The 25,087-nt window shown below is 67.7% G+C and carries 17 protein-coding genes; 12 read left to right on the plus strand and 5 right to left on the minus strand.

Going from position 1 to position 25,087, the window contains the following annotated elements; translation table 11 throughout:
- Positions 1-46 precede the first annotated feature (46 nt).
- The 3 genes from EBL85_RS02480 to EBL85_RS02490 all read right to left on the minus strand — a co-directional run bounded on the left by EBL85_RS02480 (position 47) and on the right by EBL85_RS02490 (position 5,529).
- The gene (locus tag EBL85_RS02480) at positions 47-340 is read right to left on the minus strand and encodes a PilZ domain-containing protein (RefSeq protein WP_123140688.1); all 294 of its coding nucleotides are present in this window, start codon (positions 338-340) and stop codon (positions 47-49) included.
- A gap of 107 nt (positions 341-447) precedes the next feature.
- Positions 448-1,377, minus strand: coding sequence for a chemotaxis protein CheV (locus EBL85_RS02485; protein WP_123140687.1), 930 nt, complete (start codon positions 1,375-1,377; stop codon positions 448-450).
- Positions 1,378-1,671: 294 nt separating this feature from the next.
- Positions 1,672-5,529: an FAD/FMN-binding oxidoreductase gene (locus EBL85_RS02490; protein WP_123142083.1), complete on the minus strand. Its 3,858-nt coding sequence runs from the start codon at positions 5,527-5,529 to the stop codon at positions 1,672-1,674.
- A gap of 206 nt (positions 5,530-5,735) precedes the next feature.
- Between EBL85_RS02490 and EBL85_RS02495 the strand changes: the two genes are divergently transcribed.
- From EBL85_RS02495 to EBL85_RS02535, 9 genes are all read left to right on the plus strand, one after another.
- A complete protein-coding gene (locus tag EBL85_RS02495) occupies positions 5,736-6,710 on the plus strand; it encodes a TIGR01212 family radical SAM protein (protein WP_123140685.1) in 975 nt (324 codons plus the stop codon).
- A 20-nt stretch (positions 6,711-6,730) separates the two neighbouring features.
- Positions 6,731-7,726: a peptidase U32 family protein gene (locus EBL85_RS02500; protein ID WP_123140684.1), complete on the plus strand. Its 996-nt coding sequence runs from the start codon at positions 6,731-6,733 to the stop codon at positions 7,724-7,726.
- 148 nt (positions 7,727-7,874) lie between these two features.
- Complete coding sequence (locus tag EBL85_RS02505) at positions 7,875-8,813, plus strand: U32 family peptidase (RefSeq protein WP_123140683.1); 939 nt, start codon at positions 7,875-7,877, stop codon at positions 8,811-8,813.
- An 85-nt stretch (positions 8,814-8,898) separates the two neighbouring features.
- Positions 8,899-10,767, plus strand: a complete 1,869-nt coding sequence (locus EBL85_RS02510) for an ATP-binding protein (RefSeq protein ID WP_123142084.1) — start codon at positions 8,899-8,901, stop codon at positions 10,765-10,767.
- Positions 10,764-12,125 (plus strand): sigma-54 dependent transcriptional regulator, encoded by a 1,362-nt coding sequence (locus EBL85_RS02515; protein ID WP_005220922.1) that lies wholly within the window; start codon positions 10,764-10,766, stop codon positions 12,123-12,125. Before EBL85_RS02510 ends, EBL85_RS02515 begins: the two co-directional genes overlap by 4 nt.
- A 626-nt stretch (positions 12,126-12,751) precedes the next feature.
- Complete coding sequence (locus EBL85_RS02520) at positions 12,752-13,759, plus strand: TRAP transporter substrate-binding protein (RefSeq protein ID WP_123142085.1); 1,008 nt, start codon at positions 12,752-12,754, stop codon at positions 13,757-13,759.
- Positions 13,760-13,938: 179 nt separating this feature from the next.
- Positions 13,939-14,484, plus strand: coding sequence for a TRAP transporter small permease (locus EBL85_RS02525; protein ID WP_123142086.1), 546 nt, complete (start codon positions 13,939-13,941; stop codon positions 14,482-14,484).
- Positions 14,481-15,881 carry a TRAP transporter large permease gene (locus EBL85_RS02530; RefSeq protein WP_123140680.1) on the plus strand — a complete coding sequence of 467 codons (1,401 nt, stop codon included), beginning with the start codon at positions 14,481-14,483 and terminating at the stop codon, positions 15,879-15,881. Before EBL85_RS02525 ends, EBL85_RS02530 begins: the two co-directional genes overlap by 4 nt.
- Complete coding sequence (locus tag EBL85_RS02535) at positions 15,878-16,375, plus strand: universal stress protein (protein ID WP_082805985.1); 498 nt, start codon at positions 15,878-15,880, stop codon at positions 16,373-16,375. The genes EBL85_RS02530 and EBL85_RS02535 overlap by 4 nt, the downstream gene beginning before the upstream one ends.
- 101 nt (positions 16,376-16,476) lie before the next feature.
- Here EBL85_RS02535 and EBL85_RS02540 read toward each other — a convergent pair whose 3' ends face one another.
- Entirely contained in the window at positions 16,477-16,947 is a 471-nt protein-coding gene (locus EBL85_RS02540; RefSeq protein ID WP_005220913.1) for an SCP2 domain-containing protein, read from the minus strand.
- A 127-nt stretch (positions 16,948-17,074) separates the two neighbouring features.
- Between EBL85_RS02540 and EBL85_RS02545 the strand changes: the two genes are divergently transcribed.
- From EBL85_RS02545 to EBL85_RS02555, 3 genes are all read left to right on the plus strand, one after another.
- Complete coding sequence (locus EBL85_RS02545) at positions 17,075-18,010, plus strand: DUF808 domain-containing protein (RefSeq protein WP_123142087.1); 936 nt, start codon at positions 17,075-17,077, stop codon at positions 18,008-18,010.
- Between the two features lie 22 nt (positions 18,011-18,032).
- Positions 18,033-18,473: an NUDIX hydrolase gene (locus tag EBL85_RS02550; protein ID WP_123142088.1), complete on the plus strand. Its 441-nt coding sequence runs from the start codon at positions 18,033-18,035 to the stop codon at positions 18,471-18,473.
- 160 nt (positions 18,474-18,633) lie between these two features.
- Positions 18,634-19,092 carry a hypothetical protein gene (locus EBL85_RS02555; RefSeq protein WP_123142089.1) on the plus strand — a complete coding sequence of 153 codons (459 nt, stop codon included), beginning with the start codon at positions 18,634-18,636 and terminating at the stop codon, positions 19,090-19,092.
- 438 nt (positions 19,093-19,530) lie between these two features.
- Here EBL85_RS02555 and EBL85_RS02560 read toward each other — a convergent pair whose 3' ends face one another.
- Positions 19,531-24,690 carry a RecQ family ATP-dependent DNA helicase gene (locus tag EBL85_RS02560; RefSeq protein WP_123142090.1) on the minus strand — a complete coding sequence of 1,720 codons (5,160 nt, stop codon included), beginning with the start codon at positions 24,688-24,690 and terminating at the stop codon, positions 19,531-19,533.
- Between the last annotated feature and the right edge of the window lie 397 nt (positions 24,691-25,087).

Genomic DNA, 25,087 nt, shown 5'->3' on the forward strand with positions numbered 1-25,087 from the left:
CCGCCATAACCGGACGGGCCCGCGCCTGGGAGGTGAAGTAAGGGGATCAGCCGGCGTCGGAGACGAATTCGACCCCGACGACCTGGCGCTCGCCATCGCGATCGACGCGCACCACACGACCGCTGCAGACCAGCGGCGCAATACGGTCACTCGGACTGCTGATGCTGACCTCGAGCCGCTCGCCCGGGGAGAGCGGTGCCTCACAGACCAGCGCACAACCCGACGGGCTGAGGTCGGTCAGGCGCACCGAGAGCGTCTCATCGCCATCCAGACGCTTGACGTTGGCCTCGGTATCGGCGTTCAGTCTCAGGAATTTACGACGTTCGTCATCGACCAGCATAGCGCCTCCTCAATGGATAAAAGGGATCCTCATGATGGATCGAGCGTCCCTGTCTACCGCTCGGGGCGGCTCATGCACCGCTCCGAGCCCGCCCCCCCTGGCAACCCTCAGGCGCTGGTCGCCGGCGGCTCCTTCAACCGCTCCAGCACCGCCTCGGCCAGGTCGTCCGGGCTGTACTTCTGGATGAACTTATTGGCCCCGGTCCGTTTCACCATGTCGACGTTGAACTCCCCGCTGATCGAGGAGTGCAGCAGGATATAGAGATCCGCGAGACGCGGATCCTTGCGGATCTCCGAGGTGAGCTGATAGCCGTCCATCTCCGGCATCTCGATGTCGGAGACGACCATGCTGAAGTGCTCGGCAACGTCGATGCCCTCCTGTTGCATCTGGTGGATCAGGTCGATCGCATGTTTGCCGTCGGTGAGCAGGGTGCACTCGATACCGAGCTGCTCGAGCGCCCGCTGGATCTGGTGGCGCGCCACCGCCGAGTCATCGACCACCAGCACCCGGCGATTCTCGGCATGAATCCGTCCACTCAGGTCCTTGGAGACATCGGTGCTCACGTGCACCACCTGGTCGAGCACCTTCTCGACATCGAGGATCTCGACCAACTCCTCCTGGATCAGCGTCACCGCCGTCACATAGACGTTCTTGCCCAGATGCGAGGGCAGCTGCTGCACCTGGTCCCACTGGGTGTTGACGATGCGGTCGACGCGACGGATCAGGAAGCCATGTACCGAGCGGTTGTACTCGGTGATGATGATATAGCCCTTTTCCGGCTCGGCCATCTCCGGACCACCGACCGCCTGCGAGAGGTCGATGATCGGCATGGTGATGCCGCGCAGTGTCGCCATGCCCTTGACCAGCGGGTGGGCGCCGGCCGGGCGCGTCAGCGGCTGATAGGGAATGACCTCCTTGACCTTGAAGACGTTGATCCCGAACAGCTGCTTGTGTTCGAGCTGGAACAGCAGCAACTCGAGCCGGGTGCCAGCGGCCTGATTGGACTCGAGGGTCGACCCGGTATTGTTCTTCGACATGAGGAAATTCAATCGCTTCTGACGTCACAGGGTATCGCGCGATGCTACACGTCGCACACACACGCTTTCAAGGTTGCGCGGCCAGCGGCCAGCGGCCAGCGGCCAGCGGCCAGCGGCCAGCGGCCAGCGGCCAGAAGGATTGAACCGCAAAGGCGCGAAGGGCGCAAAGGGGAACAAGCCTTCTGAACCCAGTTAGGTCGCGAAAAGCGCAGCGCGTCCGGCGAAAAGACCGCCAACCGCCAGCTCAGCAGCGACCAGCCACCACTCCCCGCTGACTGGCGGCTGGCGGCTGACTCAGAGCAACACGCGCTCGACGCCGCCGGCGCGGGCCTGCGCGATGAAGCGCTGCTGCCAGTCCTCGCCGATCAGGCGACGCGCCATCTCGACCACGATGTAGTCGGTCTCGAGACCGGTCTCGTCATGATACTTGGCCAGACCCTGCTGACAGGCCGGGCAGGCGGTGAGCAGTTTGGCCTCGCCGTGCTCGACCCGAGGGGCGCCGGTGAGTGCGCGCACCCCGGCCTCGAGCTCCTCGCGCTTGCGGAAGCGCACCTGGTTGGCGATGTCCGGGCGCTGTGCACCCAGGGTGCCCGCCTCGCCGCAGCAACGATCCGAGAGCGTCACCGGGTCGCCGATCAGACTCGACGCGACCTTGATCGGCGCGTGGGTCTTCATCGGGGTGTGGCAGGGATCGTGGTAGAGATACTTGACCCCGTCGACGCCCCGCAGGCTCATCCCCTTCTCCATCAGCCACTCGTGGATGTCGAGCAGCCGGCACCCCGGGAAGATCCGCTCGAACTCGTACTTCAGCAGCTGATCCATGCAGGTTCCGCAGGAGACCACCACGGTACGGATATCCATGTAGTTGAGGGTGTTGGCCACGCGATGGAAGAGCACCCGGTTCTCCATGGTGATGCGCTGACCGCGCGCCTCCAGCCCGGCGGCGCGTTGCGGATAGCCGCAGCACAGATAGCCCGGCGGCAGGATGGTCTGGGCGCCGCCGCGCCAGAGCATCGCCAGGGTCGCCAGCCCGATGTCGGAGAACAGCCGCTCCGAGCCACAGCCGGGGAAGTAGAACACCGCCTCGGCCTCCTCCTGCGTGATCCCGGGGTCACGCAGGATCGGGATCTGGGTCTTGTCCTCGAGCCCGAGCACCTGGCGGAAGGTCTGCTTGGGCAGCTCCACCCGGATCGGTCGCGCCACCAGCTCGACCACCTGACCGACCGCCTTCGGCTTGCCGGTGGTGATCCCCGGATGACGCCTGGGCGCGCGTGTCAGCCCCAGCAACCGCGCCACCCGGTGTCCGAGATTGATCCCGGCAAAGCCCCAGCGTGCCAGCGCGGTGCGCAGCAGACGGATCGCCCGCGGATCGGTGACGTTGAGAAAGCGCATTGCCGCCCAGGCCCCGGGGGAGAAGCGGTTGCGTTTGCGCGCGACCAGGATGCGGCGCAGCCGCATGGTGACGTCACCGAAGTCGATGTTCACCGGACAGGGGGCGAGACACTTGTGGCACACGGTGCAGTGATCGGCGACGTCGTTCATCGCGTCGAAGTGACGCAACGACAGCCCGCGCCGGGTCTGTTCCTCGTAGAGGAAGGCCTCGATGATCAACCCGGTGGCGAGGATCTTGTTGCGCGGCGAGTAGAGCAGGTTGGCACGCGGCACGTGAGTCATGCACTTGGGCTTGCACTTGCCGCAGCGCAGACAGTTCTTGACGTCGTCGTTGAGGGCGCCGAGCTCGGTCTCCTCGAGGATGATCGCCTCCTGCTGCACCAGCCGCAGCGAGGGCGTATAGGCGCCCTCGAGCCCGGCACCGGGCATCAGCTTGCCGCGGTTGAAGCGCTGCTCCGGGTCGACCCGTTCCTTGTAGGCGACGAAGGCCTCGAGCTTCTCGGGTTCGAGATATTGCAGCTTGGTCAGACCGATGCCGTGCTCGCCCGAGATCACCCCGCCGAGCCCGGAGGCGAGCGCCATGATCCGTGCCACCACCTCGTCGGCCTCCTGGAGCATGGCGTAGTCCGAGGAGTGCACCGGGATGTTGGAGTGGACGTTGCCGTCGCCGGCGTGCATGTGCAACGCCACGAACAGTCGCGAATCGCGCAACCGGCGATGGATCTCGACCAGACGCGTGCGCACCCGCTCCAGGTCCTTGCCGGAGAAGATCTCGTTGAGCTGCGCGGCGACCTCGCGGACATAGGACTGACGCAGGTCGCGACGCAGCATCATCGCCAACAGGGTGTCGCCTTCACGCACCCGCGCGCGTTCCTTCTCGTGAAGCAGTTCGAGATGTTCGGCGGCCGGGGCCTCGAGGTGTTCGAGGATCGCGCGCCAGCGCGCCCGTGCCGTCTCCAGCACCTCGCGCGCGGCATCGCGCTTGGCCGCGAGGATGGCGACGTCCTCCTCCGAGACCTCGTAGTCGCCGGCACGCCGCGCCTCCTCCAGTCCGCTGCCGAGGTAGTCGAGCACCGCGGCCATGATCGCGTCCTTGTTGCGGATCGACTGCTCGATGTTGATCCGCTCGATGCCCCGGCTGTAATCGGAGAGCCGATCGAGCGGGATGACCACGTCCTCGTTGATCTTGAAGGCGTTGGTGTGGCGCGAGATCGCCGCGGTGCGCGCGCGATCGAGCCAGAAACGCTTGCGCGCCTCGGGGCTGACGGCGATGAAGCCCTCGCCGTCGCGCGCCCCCACCAGCTCCACCACCCGTGCCGCGGCAGCATCGAGCGCGGCCTCGTCGTCGCTGACCAGATCGGCGATCAACACCATCTTCGGCAACTCGCGGCGCGAGGCCTTGGTGCTGTAGTCGACGGCGCGCACATAGCGCTCGTCGAGGTGCTCGAGCCCGGCGACCAGCACCTCGGGCAAGGACTCGATATAGTCCTTGATCTCGACGATCGCCGGCACCGCGAGATCGAGATCGGTGCCGAAGAACTCCATGCACACGGTGCGCACGTGATCGGGCATGCGGTGGAGGATGAAACGCGCCGAGGTGATCAGCCCGTCGCAGCCCTCCTTCTGCACCCCCGGGAGGCCGGAGAGGAACTTGTCGGTGACGTCCTTGCCCAGCCCCACCTTGCGGAACGAGGCGCCGGGCATCTCCAGGATCTCGGGCTCACCGACCGGGGTGCGCCCGTCGGTGTCGTAGCGCGAGACACGGAAGCGCACCAGCGCCTGATCGTGGATGCGCCCGAGGTTGTGATCGAGCCGCTCGATCTCGAGCCACTGCGCATCCGGGGTGACCATCCGCCACGAGGCGAGGTTGTCGAGCGCGGTGCCCCACAGCACCGCCTTCTTGCCGCCGGCGTTCATCGCGATGTTGCCGCCGATGCAGGAGGCGTCCTGCGAGGTCGGGTCGACGGCGAAGGCCAGACCGTTGCTGTCGGCCAGGTCCGAGACCCGCCGGGTGACCACGCCGGCGCCGCAGCGCACCGTCGGCACCCGGCCCTCGACCCCGGGCAACTCGATTCGCTCGACGCCCGAGAGCGACTCGAGCTTCTCGGTGTTGATCACCGCGGTGTGCTGATGCAGCGGCACCGCCGAACCGGTATAGCCGGTGCCGCCACCGCGCGGGATCAGCGACAGACCGCAGTCGATGCAGGCGCGCACGATGGCGGCGACCTCGGCCTCGCTGTCGGGGGAGATCACCACGAAGGGCAGCTCGACGCGCCAGTCGGTGGCATCGGTGGCGTGCGAGACCCGCGCCAGCCCGCCGAAATCGAGGTTGTCGGGGTGGGTGATGCCGGCAAGCGCCTTGCGCAAGCGGTCGCGATGGGCCGTCTCCTGGGTGAACCAGTCCTCGAGCCGGGCGACCGCACCGCGCGCCGCCTCCAGCAGCTCGGCAGCACGCTGATTGTCGTTGAGTCGCTGTTCGAACTGATCGAGCCGGTGACGCATCGCCTGCAGCAGCAGCTGACGACGATCGAGATTCTCGAGCAGATCCTCCTGCAGATAGGGATTGCGCGAGACCACCCACATGTCGCCCAACACCTCGAACAGCATCCGCGCCGATCGCCCGGTCCGTCGACTCCCCCGCAGCGACTCGATCAGCCGCCACATGGGCTCGCCGAGAAACCGGATGACAATCTCGCGGTCGGAGTACGAGGTGTAGTTGTAGGGGATCTCGCGGATGCGGGGCTGGGATTCGGCTATCATGAAGTTCCAGTTCTTGAATTGGGTTTTTCTTGCATTACTACAAAATGGTACTGCAAAGCTGGCCCGAACATGCCCCCGAGATTGTCAGGGGTCAGCCTCCGCCCCAGATCCCGACCACCGCGTCGGCCTTCGCCCCGGATCCCGGATTGCCCATTCGTTGATCTGGATCAAACGGTTATTCATCGAGCACGGTTAGCTTTAGTCGGATGCCCCCGCCCCAAGCTCAACAGCGCATCCTCAGCGATCGCGTCAATACCTTTGGACAGTATCTGCTGAACCGCTATGGTCAGCGGGTGCACAAACTCGCCCTCAACGCGGGTTTCACCTGCCCCAACCGCGACGGCACCAAGGGCCGGGGCGGCTGTACCTTCTGCAACAACGTCTCCTTCAGCCCCAACGCCAAGGAGCCGCCCTCGATCGCCGAGCAGATCGAGTCGGGCCGCACCGTGCTCGCCAAGCGCACCGGGGCGCGCCGCTTCATGGCCTACTTCCAGGCCTACACCAATACCTACGACCCGATCGACGCGCTGCGCGAGCGCTACGACAGCGCACTCGTCCACCCCGATGTCATCGGGCTGTCGATCGGCACCCGCCCCGACTGCGTGCCCGAGGCGGTGCTCGACCTGCTCGCGCGCTATCGCGCCCGCGGCAAGGAGATCTGGCTCGAACTCGGACTGCAGTCGGCCGATGATCGCACCCTCGAGCGCGTCAACCGCGGCCACACCTTCGCCGACTACCAGCGCGCGGTGCAGGCAGCACACCGCCGCGGCATCCCGGTCTGCGCCCATCTCATCGTCGGTCTCCCCGGCGAGGGACGCAACCACGCCATCGAGAGCCTCGAGCGCGTGCTCGGCGTCGGTGTCGAAGGACTCAAGCTGCACGCCCTCCACGTCGTGCGCCACACCCGCCTGGCGGTCGACTGGCGACGCGGTCACTACCAGCCGCTCGCGCTGGAGGACTACGTCGACACCTGCGCCGACATCATCGAGCGCACCCCGCCCGAGGTGACCTTCCACCGGGTCACCGGCACCGCCTCGCGCGATATCCTGCTCGCCCCCGACTGGTGTAGCCAGAAATGGGCCGTGCTCAACGGCATCGAAGCCGAGCTGTATCGGCGCGGCACCCGACAGGGTGACCTGATCACGCCCTCGTCCTGCCGCAAACTTGCAAGTACCGCCTGACTCGCTGGAGACCATCCACCATGGAACTCGTCTGTCCCGCCGGCAACCTGCCGGCGCTGAAGGCCGCCGTCGACAACGGCGCCAACGCCGTCTACATCGGTTTTCGCGACGATACCAACGCCCGTCACTTCGCCGGCCTGAACTTCGGCGACAAGCAGATCCGTGACGGCCTGCGCTACGCGCACGATCGCAACGTCAAGGTGCTGGTCGCCGTCAATACCTATGCCCAACCGAATGGCTGGGAGCGCTGGAGCGCGGCGGTCGACCGCGCCGCCGATCTCGGCGTCGACGCCATGATCGCCGCCGACATGGGCGTGCTCGACTATGCCGCCAACACGCACCCGCAGCTCAACCTGCACCTCTCGGTGCAGGGCTCGGCGACCAACCCGGCGGCGATCAACTTCATGCACCGCCAGTTCGGTATCAAGCGCGTGGTGGTGCCGCGCGTGCTCTCGCTCGCCCAGGTCGCACACCTGATCGAACGCTGCGACGTACCGGTCGAGATCTTCGGCTTCGGCAGCCTGTGCGTGATGGTCGAGGGCCGCTGCCTGCTCTCCTCCTATGCCACCGGCCAGTCGCCCAATACCTTCGGCGCCTGCTCGCCGGCTTCCCACGTCGAGTGGATCGACACCGCCGAGGGCCAGGAGACGCGCCTCGGCGGGGTGCTGCTCGAACGCCGCGGTCACGGCGAGCCGGCCGGCTATCCGACCATCTGCAAGGGTCGCTATCAGGTCAACGGCAAGCTGCGCTATGCCATCGAGGAGCCGACCAGCCTCAACACCATGGAGATCCTCCCCGATATCATCGCCTCCGGGGTGAGCGCGATAAAGATCGAGGGACGCCAGCGCAGCACCCGCTACGTCACCCAGGTCACCCGGGTATGGCGCGAGGCGATCGACGCCTGCCGCCGCGACCCCCAGAACTTCCGCCCGCGCGACGACTGGCGGGCGGCACTGGCTCAGGTCTCCGAGGGCACCCAGACCACGCTCGGCCCCTACCACCGCCAGTGGCACTAGCGATCACCGGGAATCGGCGGCGCGTCACCACGCTCCGGTCGACGCGTCGCTCCCCGGCCGCCAGACCCGAACGGACACAGCCGGGGGCGTGACGACGATCGCCGCCCCGGTCAATCCATCCCAACAGCCCCACTGACACCCGATAGCCATGCAACCCCAGCACACGCCAAACCAGCGCCCCCGTCTCTCGCTCGGCCCCCTGCTCTACCATTGGCCGCGCGAACAGGTGATGGACTTCTACGCCGAGATGCTCGAGACCCCGGTGGCGACCATCTATCTCGGTGAGACCATCTGCTCCAAGCGCCGCCTGCTGCGTCCCGAGGACTACTGGGAGCTGGCCGAGCGCGTCGCCGCCGCCGGCAAGGAGCCGGTGATCTCGACCCTGGCGCTGATCGAGTCCGACGGCGAACTCAAGACCCTGGAGCGACTCTGCTCCGACCGGCGCTTCCTGGTCGAGGCCAACGATCTCGGCGCGCTGGAGTATCTCGACGGTCACCCCTTCGTCGCCGGTCACTCGATCAACCTCTACAACGATCGCACCCTGGCCTTTCTCGCCCGCCACGGACTCAAGCGCTGGGTGCTGCCGGTCGAACTCGGTCGCGACACCGCGCGCGCACTGATCGCAACCCGCCCCGAGGGCGTCGAGTGCGAGCTGTTCGCCTTCGGGCGGCTGCCGCTGGCCTACTCGGCACGCTGCTTCACCGCCTACAACCGCGATCTCGCCAAGGACGACTGCCAGTTCTGCTGCATCGACTACCCCGACGGACTGACCATCGACACCCAGGAGGGCGATCACTTCCTCACCCTCAACGGCATCCAGACCCAGTCGGCGAGCACCCACACCCTGCTCGGCGCGCTCGACGAGGTCACCGCGCTCGGCGTCGAGCTGCTGCGCATCAGCCCGCAGTCGCGCCACACCAGCGACATCATCGCCGTGTTCGACGCCTGTCTGCGTGGTGACATGAGCCATGGCGAAGGCCTGGCCAAGCTACGCGAGTACGCCCCTTCGGGGCTGTGCGACGGCTACTGGACCGGTGCCGCGGGCTATGCCGGCGGCACCGGCGTCGCCGTGCCCGGACCGGCCTGATCCCGCCACCCCGGCGCCTCGGGGCCCGAGGCGCCGCCCGCCATCACGCGGGACGGCGCGTCCGGCCCCGGGCCGGAAGACACGCTTGATCGTCGAGCAGCCGCCATCCCCCCGCCCGCACCCCGCCCGCCATCTCCCCTGGCTGGCGCTGTTCGCGCTCGTCTGCGCCGGGCTCTGGGGGCTGGCGCGCTGGGCCTATCACGACGGCGTCGAGCGGCTGGCCGAGCAGGCGCGCACCGACCTCGACCTCTACGTCGTCCATCTCCAGGGGCTGCTGGCCAAGTACGAACCGCTGCCCGAGCTGCTCGCCACCAACCCGCGCCTGACCGAGTTCCTCCGCACCCCGGGCGGGCGCGAGAGCATCGTCGCGCTCAACCGCTATCTGGAGACGGTCAACCGCATCAGCGACGCCACCGACACCTATCTGATGGACGCCGCGGGACTGACCATCGCCGCGAGCAACTGGAACGCCGAGCGCCCCTTCGTCGGCCGCGACTTCAGCTTCCGCCCCTACTTCCACGACGCCATGGACGGTGAGCTCGGGCGCTACTTCGCCCTCGGCACCACCTCCAAGCGACGCGGCTACTACTTCGCCTACCCGGTGCGCGAGAACCACGAGATCCTCGGCGCCGTGGTGGTCAAGATCGACGTCACCGAGGCCGAGCGACGCTGGGCGAAGTCCGGGCATGTCTTCCTCGTCACCGACCCCGACGGGGTGATCTTCATCTCCACCGAACCGGCACAACGCTTTCGCACCCTGCACCCGCTCGCCCCCGAGGTCAGACGGCGCATCCGCGCGAGCAACCGCTATCTCGACGCCAGCCTCGAGCCACTCGAGCTGGCTGTGCGCGACACCACCGCCGACGGCACCCTGGTCCGGCTCGGCCCGCCCGCATCCTGGCCGGAGCCACCGCCCTACCTGCTGCAATCGCGCGCGATGCAGAACGCCGGCTGGCAGGTCCACGTGCTCTCCAACACCAGCACGGTGATGCGCGACAGCCTCAAGCTCACCGCCCTCGCCGGCGCACTGCTCGCGGTCACCGCGCTCGGCGTCGCGCTGCTGTTACAGCGCCAGCGCAGCCGCCGCGCCCATGCCGCACTCACCGAGCGCGCACGCGCCACCCTCGAGCGCATCAACCTCGAACTCGAGGCCCGGGTCGCCACCCGCACCGAGGAGCTCACCCGCACCAATCGGCGGCTGCGCGCCGAGGTCGACGAGCGGCTGCGCGCCGAGCAGGCGCTGCGCGAGACCCAGCAGGCACTGATCCAGTCGGCCAAGCTCGCCACCCTCGGGCAGATGTCGGCGAGCATCAACCACGAACTCAACCAACCACTGGCGGCAATCCGCACCTATGCCGATAATGGACGGCTGCTGCTCGCCAAGGAGCGTCATCAGGAGGTCGCGGCCAACCTCGGTCAGATCCTCGCGCTCACCGAGCGCATGGCCAAGATCGGCTCCCAGTTCAAGCTGTTCGCACGCAAGACCTCGGGCGAGCTGACGCCACTGCCACTGGCGGCGGTGATCGAGGGGGCTACACGGATCATCACGCCGATGCTCGCGCGCTGTCACGGCGAGCTGATCGCGCGCATCCCCGACCATCTGCAGGTCCGCGCCAACGACGTGCTGCTCCAGCAGGTCATCGTCAATCTGCTCGGCAACGCCTGTCAGGCCATCGCCGAGGCCGAACAGCGCCGCATCGAGATCGATGCCCGCCGCGAGGGCGACACCGTGGTGACCTGGGTGCGCGACACCGGCCCCGGCATCCCCGAGTCCGACCTGGCGGTGATCTTCGAGCCCTTCTTCACCACCAAGGCCGCGGGCGACGGGCTCGGGCTGGGGCTGGCGATCTCCTCGCGCATCACCACCGAGATGGGTGGCGCGCTGGTGGCCAAGCCCGCCCGCGCGGGCGCCTGCTTCGAACTGCGCCTGCCGGCTGCGGAGAGCCCTGAATGAGTCAATCGCCACATGTCATCTTCGTCGACGACGAGCAACACATCCGTGCCGCCAACCGCCAGACCCTGGAACTCGCCGGGCTCACCGCCCAGGTGTTCGACCGCGCCGAGCGTGCCCTGCCGCTGCTCAGTCGCGACTGGCCCGGGGTGCTGATCACCGACATCCGCCTGCCCGGGATCGACGGACTCGAACTGCTCGCCCAGGCTCAGGCCATCGACCCCGACCTGCCGGTGATCCTGATCACCGGTCACGGCGACATCAGCACCGCGGTCAACGCGATGCGCGCCGGGGCCTATGACTTCATCGAGAAGCCCTACCCCGCCGAGCGCCTCCTCGACACCGTGCAGCGCGCACTCGACAAGCGCGCCCTGGTGATGGAGAACCGCAACCTGCGCGTCGAGCTGATGGCCAACACCGCGCTCGGTCCACGCATCATCGGCCACAGCCCGGCGATGCGCCGGCTGCGCGCGACCATCTCGCAGATCGCCGACACCGGCGCCGACGTGTTGATCCTCGGCGAGACCGGCACCGGCAAGGAGCTGGTGGCGCGCTCGCTGCACGAGCACAGCAACCGCCGCGACCGCAACTTCGTCCCGGTCAACTGCGGCGCGGTCCCCGAGAGCATGATCGAGAGCGAGCTGTTCGGTCACGAGGCCGGCGCCTTCACCGGCGCCAAGGCGCGGCGCATCGGCAAGTTCGAGCACGCTCACGAGGGCACCCTGTTCCTCGACGAGATCGAGAGCATGCCCGCACCGGCCCAGGTGCAGCTGCTGCGCGTGCTCCAGGAGCGCACCATCGAGCGGCTCGGCTCCAACCAGCTCATCCCGCTCGACTTCCGCGTGGTGGCGGCGACCAAGATCGACCTGCGCGAGGCGGCCACCGCCGGCGACTTCCGCGAGGATCTCTACTACCGGCTCAACGTGCTCACCCTGCACATCCCGCCGCTGCGCGAGCGTCGCGAGGACATCCCGCTGCTGTTCCATCACTTCCTGCTCGTCGCCCAGGATCGCTTCCAGCGCGACGCGCCCTTCCCCGAGCAGGACCAGATCAGCCGTCTGCTCGGTCACGACTGGCCCGGCAACGTGCGCGAGCTGCGCAACCTCACCGAGCGCTACGTGCTGATCGGCGAACAGTACGACTGGTCGCTCGAGACCCTGTTCGCCGGCGACCCCGACAGCGGCCTGCCGCAGACCCTGCCGACCCAGGTCGAGTGCTTCGAGCGCAGTCTGATCGTCCAGGCGCTGGCGGCCAACAAGGGCAGCATCAAGGACACCATGACCACCCTCGGCATCCCCCGCAAGACGCTCTACGACAAGATGCAGAAGCACGGACTCGACAAGGACGACTACAAGGACTGAGCACGGATCGGCGGATATCCGCCGTGCCGCTCACCCCGCAATGGGTGGGATTCCACCCACTCCACCACGCCCCGCCACGCGCCAGCCGTGGAATCGTCGACAGCGCCCCGCGACATCACCCCGCCGAGCAGCGCACACACAGCGCAACCTGCTGAAAGAAAAAAGTAATATTCGAAAGTCAGGGAACACCGAAATGGCACCGCCCCGGCGCTGAAAAAACCTGGCCCACGAATTGCTTTAATGTGGCGCTCGATCCAACTGGATCGGCGAGACATCACCCATTCTCGTGCGAAACGGCTACTCCCGCCTCGGCGGGGACGGCCATGCCCCGGGGCCCGGAGTGAATCCGACAGGAAGGCGAGCGGGAAAACAGGCCTTCACAATCAGGAACATGGGACACCATCGACCGCTCTGAACAGAACGGCACGAGGTGTCTGCGCCACGGATGGGCGCGAAGAGCGCCGAGACCCGCGCTACTCTTCCCGAGGGCGAACCCTGCCGAGCCGACAGCGCCAGCAGGACGCCCGCCCTGGAACAGACCGGCACTTGAGTGAAAAACCGCCGCCCACCGGGCGGCCCGCTAACCCACCCCGACCAGAAAGGCGGGGCCTCTTGCGGAGGAACTGATGAAACCGACCTTAGCCGCACTCTCCCTGGCTGCGATCACGGCCGCATCCACGCTCGTCACCGGCACCGCCAGCGCCGCCGATGATCCGATCGTGATCAAGTTCTCGCACGTCGTGGCCGAGAACACCCCCAAGGGCCAGATGGCGCTGAAGCTCCAGGAGCTGGTTGAAGAGCGCATGGGCGACCGCGTCGTTGTCGAGGTCTACCCCAACTCGCAGCTGTTCGGCGATGACAAGGTGCTCGAGGCGATGCAGCTCGGCGACGTGCAGCTGGCCGCGCCCGCACTCTCCAAGTTCGGTCGCTACACCAAGAAGCTCGCCCTCTTCGACCTGCCCTTCCTGTTCGAGGACCTCGACGCGGTCGATCGCTTCCAGCAGAGCGAGGCCGGTCAGGAGCTGCTCAGCTCGATGGAGAAGAAGGGGCTGATCGGTCTCGGCTACCTCCACAGCGGCCTCAAGCAGTTCAGCTCCAACGAGCCGCTGCGCGTGCCCGAGGACGCCGCCGGCATGAAGTTCCGCATCATGTCCTCCGAGGTGCTCGAGGCGCAGTTCAAGGCGGTCGACGCCACCCCGCTGAAGAAGCCCTTCTCCGAGGTCTTCACCCTGCTCCAGACCCGCGCGATCGACGGTCAGGAGAGCCCCTGGTCGAACACCTACACCAAGAAGTTCTTCGAGGTGCAGCCCTACATCACCGAGTCCAACCACGGTCTGCTCGACTACATGGTGGTGACCTCGGCTGAGTTCTGGAACGGTCTCCCCGACGATCTCCGTGCCGAACTCAAGGCCACGATCGACGAGGCGGTGGCCTACGGCAACCAGGTCGCCCGCGAGAAGGACCTCGACTATCGCCAGAAGATCGTCGACTCCGGTCGCACCGAGATCATCACCCTCACGCCCGAGGAGCGCGCCCAGTGGCTGCAGGCGATGAAGCCGGTGTGGGAGGAGTTCGAGGACGAGATCGGCGCCGAGCTGATCGACGCCGCCTACGCCTCGAACCGCGGCAACTGAGCCCCGCCGACCTGTCCTGACCTCCAGGACGGGTCGTCACGTCAGGCTCAATCAGCGCGCCCCGCGGCCCCGCCCGCGGGGCGCATCGCATCATCGACGGCCCGACCTTGCGTGCCAAGCGGCGCGCCAGTGTCTACCCTCAATCTGACCACCTTCATTCAACTCGAGCGTCATTGACCATGTTCTTGCGCTTCATCAACAAGACCGAGGAGGCCATCATTTCGCTGCTGCTGGTGGCGATGACCCTCCTGGTGTTCGCCGAGGTCGTCATGCGCTTCGGCTTCAGCACCGGCGTCTCCTGGGGCCAGGAGGCCACCCTGCACCTGTCGGCCTGGTTCGTCCTGTTCGGCGTCTCCTACGGCCTCAAGGTCGGCGCCCATATCGGGGTCGACGCCTTCGTGCGCCTGTTCTCGCCGCTCGTCCAGCGGCTGATCTCGGCGCTCGCCATCCTGCTCGCGCTGGCCTATTGCGGACTGTTCATCTACGGCGCCTGGATCTATCTGGGCAAGATGAAGATGATCGGCATCGAACTCGAGGACATCGCCATCCAGGCCTGGATCGCCGACAGCATCCTGTTAATCGGACTGGCCATGCTCTCGATCCGCCTGCTCGAGCTGCTGTGGGCCGTGGCCACCGGTCGCGCCACCGGCTTCCACCAGACCAACGAGGCAGAGGAAAGCATGCACCTGGCCGAAGAACTCAAGCGCGAGGTGGCCGATAAATGACCACTGCAACCCTGTTCCTGCTGCTGTTCGGTTGCATGCTGCTGGGCATGCCGATCGCCATCGCGCTCGGGCTGTCCAGCATCACCACCATCCTGCTGTTCTCCAACGACTCGCTCGCCTCGATCGCGCTCAAGCTGTTCGAGGCGCTCTCCGGGCACTACACCCTGCTGGCGATCCCCTTCTTCATCCTCTCCTCGGCGTTCCTCTCGACCGGCGGCGTGGCCAAACGCCTGATCCGGTTCGCCACCGACGTGGTCGGACACATCCGTGGCGGTCTGGCAATGGCCTCGGTGCTCGCCTGCATGCTGTTCGCCGCCGTCTCCGGCTCGTCGCCGGCGACCGTCGCCGCCATCGGCACCATCGTCATCGCCGGCATGGTCAAGTCCGGCTATCCGAAGGAGTTCGCCGCGGGCGTCATCACCAATGCCGGCACCCTCGGCATCCTCATCCCGCCCTCGATCGTGATGCTGGTCTATGCCGCGGCCACCGAGGTCTCGGCCGCGCGCATGTTCATGGCCGGCTTCATCCCCGGGTTGATGATGGGCCTGATCCTGATGATCGCCATCTATATCGTCGCCCGCATCAAGAAGCTGCCCTCGCAGCCCTGGCCCGGCTTCCGCGAGATCTTCCGCGCCGCCTTCAGCGCCTCCGGCGGCATCCTGCTGATCGTCATCGTGCTCGGCTCGATCTACGGCGGCGTGGCCAGCCCCACCGAGGCGGCGGCGGTGTCTGCGGTCTATGCCTTCCTGGTCGCGGTCATCGGCTACCGTGACATGGGTCCGCTCAAGACCGTGCCCTGGCGCTACCAGGGCGAGGGCTTCTTCCGCATGCTCGGGCGCAACACCTGGCAGGTACCCACGGCGCTGGCCACCAGCTTCGCCCACCCCGAGGTGCGCAAGGTGGTGCTGGATGCGGCCAAGGTCTCGATCATGCTGCTGTTCATCATCGCCAACGCGATGCTGTTCGCCCATGTGCTGACCACCGAGCGCATCCCGCACCAGATCGCCGAGTCGATCGTCGCGTGGGGCCTCGAGCCGTGGATGTTCCTCATCGTGGTCAACATCCTGCTGCTGATCGCCGGCAACTTCATGGAGCCCTCGGCGATCCTGCTGATCATGGCGCCGATCCTCTTCCCGATCGCCATGCAGCTCGGTATCGACCCGATCCACTTCGGTATCATCATGGTCGTCAACATGGAGATCGGCATGCTCACCCCGCCGGTCGGGCTCAACCTGTTCGTCACCGCCGGCATCACCGGCGAGAGCATCGGCTGGGTCATCAAGGCGGTGCTGCCGTGGATGCTGCTGCTCCTTGGCTTCCTGATGTTGATCACCTATATCCCGCAGATCTCGCTGTTCCTGCCGGAATACATCGACCAATTGCAGGGTTATAAATGATGACGAACCAGATGCCGACCTATCAGCACATCCTCTACGCATCGGACTTCGGCACCCACACCCGTCCGGTCTTCCACAACGCCGTGGCACTGGCCAAGAGCACCGGCGCGCGGATCACCATGCTGCACGTGGTCGAGCCGATGGGCAGCACCGGCCAGACGGTGGTCGGCGCCTATCTGCCCGACATGAACCGCAAGCAGCACGAGCAGGAGGTGCTCAAGGAGGTGCTCGCCACCCTCCACAAGCGCCTGGCCAAGTACTGCGCCGAGGTCCCCGGCTCGTGCAACGCCGAGTCGGAGATCGTCGAGGCGCTGGAAGTGGCCAGCGGCCTGCCCTCGGAGGAGATCCTGCGGGTGGCCAAGGCGCGCGAGGCCGATCTGATCGTGCTCGGCACCCGCACCCATGCGCAGATGGGGCTGGGTGCGATCGGTTCGACCGCTCGCAAGGTGCTGCACAACAGCCCGATCCCGGTGCTGATCGTGCCCAACCACTGAGAGGACGCGCCAGGGACGGCGCCAGGACGGCATCGCAACGAAAACGCCCCGTCAGGCTTGGCCTGACGGGGCGTTTTCATCTGCACCGAAGCGGCATCGGCTCAGTGACCGGGGAAGCGCACCCCGGCCATGCGATCGATCGCACGGGTCAGCGGCTGCCAGCGCTCCGGCGGCTCGAAGGCGTCGAGGAAGTTCTTCAGATACAGACCGAGCTCGGTGCTGCCCGACATCCGCAGCCGGCGTTGGAAGAACAGGGTGTCGGCGTCCTCCTGACGCGCCGCCAGCATCATGAATTCGCGGGTATCGCCGGCGATGCTGGCATCGGCCGGACGCTGCTCGCCGTAGCCCTGGATGCGGCCATTCTCGAAGCCGAGGCGATAGCGCACGCCCATGTCGGCGATCTCGATGGCGACCTGACGCCCCTCGAGGAAGTCGAGCTCGCCATCGGCGATCGCCTCCTTCATCACCTGATTGAGGATGCGCGCCAGCGCGCGGCTGTGAAAGGTCGTCGGCATCAGGCGCAGCGGCAGGGAGAGCGGGCGCAGCAGACGGGGGGGAAGGACAGACGACATGGTGGTAGTGATCTCTATCAAGGACTTTTATCAGATTAACATTGGATTTTCGCTGCTCTCTCGACACAAGCGAATGACGCATGTCAAATAGCCACTTTGGCCGTTCGCCACCGGGAGACCCGTCACCATGGCCACCAGCCTGCTCGCCCTGCTCGACGACATCGCCAGCGTGCTCGACGACGTCTCGCTGCTGACCAAGGTCGCGGCGCGCAAGACCGCGAGCGTCCTCGGCGACGACCTCGCGGTCAACGCCGAACAGGTCCACGGGCTGCGCGCCGAACGTGAACTGCCGGTGGTCTGGGCGGTGTTCAAGGGCTCGCTGCGCAACAAGCTGATCCTGGTCCCGGCCGCGCTGCTGATCAGCGCACTCGCCCCCTGGGCGATCATGCCGCTGCTGATGCTCGGCGGGCTGTTTCTCTGCTACGAGGGCTTCGAGAAGGTCGCCCACCGTCTCCACGGCAACCCCAAGGGCGAGACGCGCGAGACCGAGCTCGAACAGGCCCTCGCCGACCCCGCGACCGATCTCGCCGCCATCGAGCGCACACGCATCGCCGGCGCCATCCGCACCGACTTCATCCTCTCGGCCGAGATCATCGTCATCACCCTGGGCACCGTCGAGCAGGCCGGCTTCCTCACCCAGGTGCTGGTTCTCGCCGGCATCGCGCTGCTGATGACCATCGGGGTCTACGGGCTGGTCGCGGCCATCGTCAAGCTCGACGACGCCGGGCTCTATCTCAGTCGCAGCGGCGGCGAGGGGGCACTCGCCAGCGCGCGACGCCGACTCGGCAAGGCCATCCTGCGTGCCGCGCCACGGCTGATGAAGGGGCTGTCGATCGTCGGCACCATCGCCATGTTCCTGGTCGGCGGCGGCATCCTCGTCCATGGCCTGCCGATCATCGGCGAACCGCTCCACCATCTCGCCGAGGTCCTCGCCGGGCTGCCCGTGCTCGGCGCTCCGCTCGCAACCCTGGTGCCGCTACTGATCAACGCCCTGATCGGCATCCTCGCCGGCGCCCTGGTACTCAGCGTGGTCGAGGCCATCGGTCGGCTGCGTCGCGCATAGCCCCAACCCAGGAAGGTCAACGATGCCCGCACCCGTCACCCCGCTACTCACCGTCGACGTCATCATCGAGCTGATCGACCGACCCGAGCGTCCGATCGTGTTGATCGAGCGGCGCAACCCGCCCCACGGCTGGGCCATCCCCGGTGGCTTCGTCGATCCCGGCGAGCGGGTCGAGCGCGCCGCGGTCCGCGAGGCGCTGGAGGGGACCGCACTGCAGGTCGAGCTGCACGCACTGCTCGGCGTCTACTCGTCGCCACTGCGCGACCCGCGCGCCCATACCGCCAGCGCGGTCTATATCGCCACCGCCAGCGGCGAGCCCGAGGCCCGTGATGATGCCAAGGGCGTCGAACTGTTCCATCCCGATACGCTTCCCGAGCGTCTCGCCTTCGATCACGCCGAGATCCTCACCGACTATCGCCGCTTCCGCCTGGTCGGCACCCTGCCCCCGCCACGCCTGGGTTGATCCACCGTCACACAATCCGACGGCGCCACGACCAGACCGGCAAGCACCGAGCCGCTCGGCACCTCGTGACGGCACAGCCTGGGGGAACAGACCACTTGATCGAGATCGCCTGGGCGTCAACATCAAGCCCCGTCAACCGATCACCAGGAGCACCATCGGTATGCGCCCGATCCGCCATCTTGCCACCCTGCCACTGCTCGCGCTCCTCGTCGCCTGCACCGGCATGCCCACCACCGAGGATGACCTCACCGACACCGCCATCCCCCGCCTGCTCGGTCCCGACGAGACCCTGGTCGAGGTCCAGACCAGCGACACCGAGCCACTACGCCTCGAAGGCCGCATCGAGGGCTATGCCGGTCCCGCCTACGCCATCCGCAGCACCCCCGGCGAGCGCCTGAAGATCACCCTGGAGAGCGCGAGCAGCAACGTCTATTTCAACGTCCACGACGCCGCCGACGGCAGCGCCACCGCGGTCTTCCGCGGCGAGTTCGAGGGTCGCACCGCCACCCTCACCGCCACCGCCCCGACCGTCTGGCTGATCCGCCCCTTCCAGCCCCGCGCCTCGGCACGACGCGGCGAGCGCATCGACTTCAGCATCCGTATCACCCGCAACGGATAGGTCAGCGCCGCCAGCCGCCAGCCGCCAGCCGCCAGCCGCCAGCCGCCAGCCGCCAGCCGCCAGCCGCCGGGGGATTGAACCGCAATGGCGCGAAGGACACGAAGGGGGTTCGTAGGGTGGGCAAAGCGCAGCGTGCCCACCGCGTGCTGGCGAAGACGTGATCTGAGAGACAGGTCGTCGAGGCGGGGTTGTTCGGAATCCCTTCGGATCGAATCCCCCCCCTTTTTGACCAAAGGGGGCTTTCAGGCCCGCGTGTCATGACGGTTCGAATCAGCTTCCAGCTATCAAAGTAGGTAGGGTTGCCAACGGCAACCCAACACTTTCAAACCCTTCGCGTTCTTCGCGTCATCGCGGTTCAATCCCCCGGCGGCATGGGCATGATGCCGCAGCCCTGAGACGCCGACCGGCGCGGGACGCCGCCCCTGGTGCCCCGCGCGATCAACCCGCCGACAGCGCCGCCACCCGCCTCCGCGGCCGACCGATCAGCCGCGGCACCACCACCTCCCAGCGCGTGCAACGCAGCTTGCCGCGAAATTGCGGCTCGCTGTCCTCGGCCTCGCGACGGATGATGGCGACGACCTCGCAGACCGGATCGACCAGCCCCAGCCGGAAGGCGCGCGCGGTCCGCCCGACCACCTGACCGTCGGCGCGGCGCAGCAGATACCGCTCTCCCTCGGAATCGAGGAACAACCGCTCGCCCGGCGCGATCGCGGCGATCGCGGCATGGATCGGTGCCGTTGCGGGCTGGCGCCCCGGATAGCCAAGGTCGATCTCCTGCAACCCCAGCGGCTGATAACACACCTCCAGCTCGGGGGCGTGCGCGAGCCGCACCTGGCGCTCGAACAGCCCCTCGCCGAGCGCATCGAGACAGGGGTTCCCCGCGCCGATGGCGCACAGCGTCAGGGTCTCGCGGGCACGGGTCATGCCGACGTAATAGAGTCGGCGCATCTCATCGATCGCCTCGGGCGCCGCGCGCCAATCACCGTCGAGCAGCACCAGATGGCGGAACTCCAACCCCTTGGCCGCGTGCACCGTGCCGAGGAAGAGCCCGGGGCGCGGTTGCTGGCGGATCTCGCGGGCATGATCGTAGAGCCAGTCGATCAGCGTCGCCGGTGCGAGCTGGCAATCGCCGAGCTCGCCGGCCAGCGCCACCAACGCCTCGGCGAAGAAGCGCCGCCAGCGCGGCTCGAGCCCCAGCGTCGCGATCCGCGCCCGTACTGCGGCGGCATCGAGCACCTGCTCGCGAGGCAAGGCGCGCAACGCGTCGATCACCCGCAGGAAGCCGCGCTCGCGGGTCAGCGGCAGCGCCCGCCCCTGTTCGGCAGCGAGGTGATAGGGCACCCCGGCGCGCTCGCACCAGGCCTGCAGCGGGCGCAGATAGCGATGGCTGCGCGCCAGCACCGCACAGCCCTGCCACTCGCCCTCGCCCTCGAGCGCGAGCAGCCGGCGCAGCTCGCCGAGCGCGGCCTGGGCCTGTTGGTTACCGCTGGCGCGGTCGTGCTCGGGCAGACGCAGACAACACACCCGCCCCGCCGCCACGGGGTCGAGCCCCGCCCAGCGCCCGCCCGACGGCGCCTGCGCGCGCGCGGCATCGACCCGCACCGGGTGCGCCTCCTTGAGCCTGTCGGGATTGGTCGCGATCAGCCGGTTGGCGGCGGCGACGATGGCGCCGCTGGAGCGATAGTTCTCCACCAGATAGGCGATCTCGGCGTCGTACTCCTCGCGATAGCGCTCGATGTGGCGGTTGTTGCCACCACGCCAGGCATAGATGTTCTGGTCGTCGTCGCCGACGGCCAAGATGCACAGCCCGGCGTCCTGCTCGCCCTCGGCGCGCCGCCGCGCCAGCGCACTGACCAGACGGTACTGACGGTCGTCGATGTCCTGGTATTCGTCGACCAGGATGTAGCGATAACCGCGCAGCAGCTGCTCGCGCAGATCGTCCTCGCCGTCGACCTCGACCGCGCCCTCGAGCAACGCCGCGGCGCGGTCGAGCACCTCGCCCAGGCAGGCCTCGTCGACGCTGTCGCGCCGCTCGAAGCTGGTGCCGGTCAGGCGCATCGCCATGGCGTGATAGGTCAGCACCGTCAGCCCCCAGGCATCGCGCCCGACCAGGTCGAACAGACGCCGGCGGATCTCGTTGGCGGCGTGACGGTTGAAGGTGAGCGCGATGACGCTCGCCGCCGGCACCCGCAACACCCGCAGCAGATAGGCGATGCGGTGCACCACCACCCGGGTCTTGCCCGAGCCCGGCCCGGCGAGCACCAGCCGGTTGCGATCGTCGTGGGCGGTGACGATACCGCGCTGGATCGCGTTGAGCGGCTCGACGATCGCCTGCCACGACGCCTCGCTGGTGGCCAACTTCAACACCTCGGCCTTGCCGGCGAAGTAGCGACGCTGGAAGGCCTGGCGGGACTGGCTGAAATAGTCGGCCAGCAGCGTCCGTGCCGCGTCCATGCCGCTGTCGAGGGCGCGCTCGGCGTACTCGCGCATGGCATGGATCTGAAAACGGCGCTCGCGATAATGGGCATCGAGCCGATCATGGTCCTTGCGCTGGTAGCCATCGGTGCGCTCGGATGCGAGTTCGATGGTCATCGCCCGACGCATCACCGTCATGCCGTGATTGAGCGCCAGCACCTCTTGCTGATGGAGATAGAGCAACACGTGCTCGATGGCCGCGCGGCGCTGCTCCGGGCACAGGGTGGCAGCAAGCACCGCATCGCCCTCGATGCAGCCGAGCAGCTCACCGAAGGTGGTGCTGACCAAGACGTCCTTGCGCCGGACCCCCTCGGGGACCCGCGCGATGAGGAAACGCAACAAGGTCGCCGCGAGCGCGCGCCGGCGCTCGCCGAAGGCGTGAATCCGCCTCCAGCCCCAGCGCCCGCGCAACCGCAATCGGAGATGGTCGCGGCTGAAGGCATCCAGCTCGAAGGCGCCGGGCTGGCGACTGTCGCCATCGCGATCCTGCGCGAGCCCGCGCAACAGCCTCAGCACCCGTGGCGGGCTGAGCCCGTGCTGCCCGGTCTCCTCGCGCAGTCGCGCGGTGAGCCGGGGCAGATTGAGGTCCTGCCACTCGCCCTGGTCGGCATCCGGGGCAAGCTCCGGCAACAGCGCGAACAGCGCCTGTTCGAGCGCGAGACAGCGCTCCAGGCGCCCCTTCGCCGCACCACTGACGCCATGACGCAGATACAGCGTGAGCTGGGTGTCGTTGTCCACCAGCCCGAGCTGTTCGAGCTGGCGCAGCACCCCGGTCACCTCCTCACCGCTGGTCCCGGTCGCCCGCGCCAGGGCGTCGGTGTCGATCCGCGCATCGGCCGCGGCGGCGTAGAGACAGTCGAGCACGGTGTCGAAGATCGCGCGCTGGCGGCGCGGCAATCCCGCCCGGTCGAGACGGGCGGCGGCGCGCGCGCGATCCGGCTCGTGCAGCCGCGCGGGGAAGATGCGGGTCTCGTTGACGTCGCGTTCGAGCAACGCGGCGCGCTCCAGCCAGGCGAGCGCGGTCACCACCTTGATCTCGGCGTGATCGGCATCGGCGTCGAACCCGGCATCGAGCGCGGCGTGCTGGAGGATCTCGCCGCTGCTGACCACCAGTTCGGCGGCATCGCCACGCCGCCCGTGGATCTGGCGCAGCGCACGGAGGATCTGCTGGATGTCGCGCAGACTCAGCTGGGTGCGGGCAGCGAGCCCGAACTGGGTCTCGATGTCCTGCGGATCGTAGAGCAGCACGCAGCGCGCCGGTTGCTGGTCGCGCCCGGCGCGACCGGCCTCCTGCAGATAGTTCTCCAGCGAGCCGGGGATGTCGGCGTGCACCACCAGCCGCACATCGGGCTTGTCCACCCCCATGCCGAAGGCGTTGGTGGCGACGATCACCCGCAGCGCGCCGCGCTTGAAGGCGTCCTGAATGTCCTTCTTGGCGTTCGGCGCCAGCCCGGCGTGGAAGTGCCGACAGTCCCAGTCCTGCCCGCTGAGGAACTCGGCCAGCTCCTCGGCATGGCGCCGACTGGCGGCGAACACCACGGCACCGCCGGGCGAGTCGGACTCGGGAAAGGTCTCGGTGAGCAGCTGATGGATGCGCACCGGCTTCTCGGCGGCGCCGACCGGCAGCACCCCGTAGTCGAGATTGGCGCGTCGGGGCGTGCCGATCAGGTCGCGGAAGCCGATCCCCAGCACCTCGGTGAAATGGGCACGGATGTCCTCCAGCACATCGGGCTTGGCGGTGGCGGTGAAACAACCGATCGGCGCCACCGGCGCATCGTCGCCGCCGAAGCGGCGGATGAAACGCGCGACATAGAGATAGTCGGGCCGGAAGTCGTTGCCCCACTTCGACAGACAGTGCGCCTCGTCGAAGATCCAGGCACCGACATCGCGCTGGGCGATGGCGGCGCGGAAGGCGCGGTTGCGAAACTGCTCGGGCGAGACCAGCAGGAGACCGACCGCGCCGCGCCGGATGCGATCGAGCACGTCGGCACGCTCGGGCAGGGTCAGCAGGCCGTTGAGCGTCGCCGCGCAGTGCAGGTTGTGCGCCAGCAGCCCGTCGACCTGATCCTTCATCAACGACTGCAATGGCGAGACGATCACCGTCAGCGCGCCATTGCGCTGATAGCGGTTGAGCGCCGGGAGCTGGTAGCACAGCGACTTGCCGCCGCCGGTGGGCAACACCGCCAGCAGCGACTCGCCGCGCATCCCACCGAGCACCAGATCGTGTTGCAGGCTGCCGCCCTCGGGCTCGCGGCGGAAATCCTCGAAGCCGAAATAGCGCCGGAGCTGAGTCCTCGGGTCGTGGACCTGCGCGCAATAGGCGCAGGCGGGATCGCCACAAGGGGTGTCGCGCAGCCGCGCGATCAGCTCGGCGGTAGCGGGGAACTGATGGCGCACCCAGGGCGCAAGCACCGCCTCGCCCGCACCCGCCAGCAGCCAGGACAGCGCATAGGCCAGCGACCAGCGCCGCTCGGTGTCGATGACCAACCCGGCGAGCAGTGTCTCCAGCGCGGCGGGACAGACCCGCACACCCGCTTCTGTCGTCTCGTCGACGAGCAACCCGCGCAGCGCCCCGACCAACCAGTCCGCCGCGTGTGGCGCGTGCCCGGTCAGGCCCGCGAACCAGGCGCCGAGCCCGCCATCCGCGCGCTCCGTGAGCAGGGTCTGATAGCAGTCGAGCAACACGGGACGGCGCGCGCCCAGCGCGGCGAGGGCCTCGGTCTCGGCATCGAACAGGGTCGCGGTCGCGCGACAGTCGGCCAGCGGCGAGTTACGGCTTGCCGCAACGGCCTTGTAGTCCTTGACCAACTGGTGATAGGGGTCCTGGGGGAAGGCCAGCGGCGAGAGCCTGAGGGTATCGATCGCCGGCAGGCGCAACAGCCTCAGATCGGGGGCGGCAGCGCGCAACAGCGGCAGGTCGTGGTCGAGGACATTGTGACCGAGCACGCAGTCGGCCCCTTCGGCCAGGTCATCGAGGCGCTGCAGCGCGGCATCGAGCCCGCCGTCGGTGTCCAACTCCAGCGTCTCGCCGGCCCCCTGGCGCAGCGCACCGATCTTGAAGATCCGGGCAGGCGCCTCGTCGCCTGCGGGAACCACCTCGAGGTCGACGATCAACCCATCCACCGAACGCCCAGCTCCTGCTCGAATCCTGCATCCTCGACCGCCAACCACCGGGCGCGCCGCAAACCGTGGACGTTAGACGCAGATCGCGACCGATGCAAGATCGGTCGCCAGAAGATTGAACCGCGATGACGCGAAGGACGCGAAGGCTTTTTGTAGGGTGGGCAAAGCGCAGCGTGCCCACCAGCCACCAGCCACCAGCCACCAGCCACCAGCCGCCAGCCGCCAGCCGCCAGGAGCCAGGAGCCAGGAGCCAGGAGCCAGGAGCCAGGAGCCAGGAGCCAGGAGCCAGGAGCCAGGAGCCAGGAGCCAGGAGCCAGGAGCCAGGAGCCAGGGGATCGAACCGCGATGACGCGAAGGACGCAAAGGGCTTGAAAGCCCCCTTTGGTCAAAGGGGGTT

This window comes from Marichromatium sp. AB32, assembly GCF_003718675.1.
GTDB lineage: Bacteria > Pseudomonadota > Gammaproteobacteria > Chromatiales > Chromatiaceae > Marichromatium > Marichromatium gracile.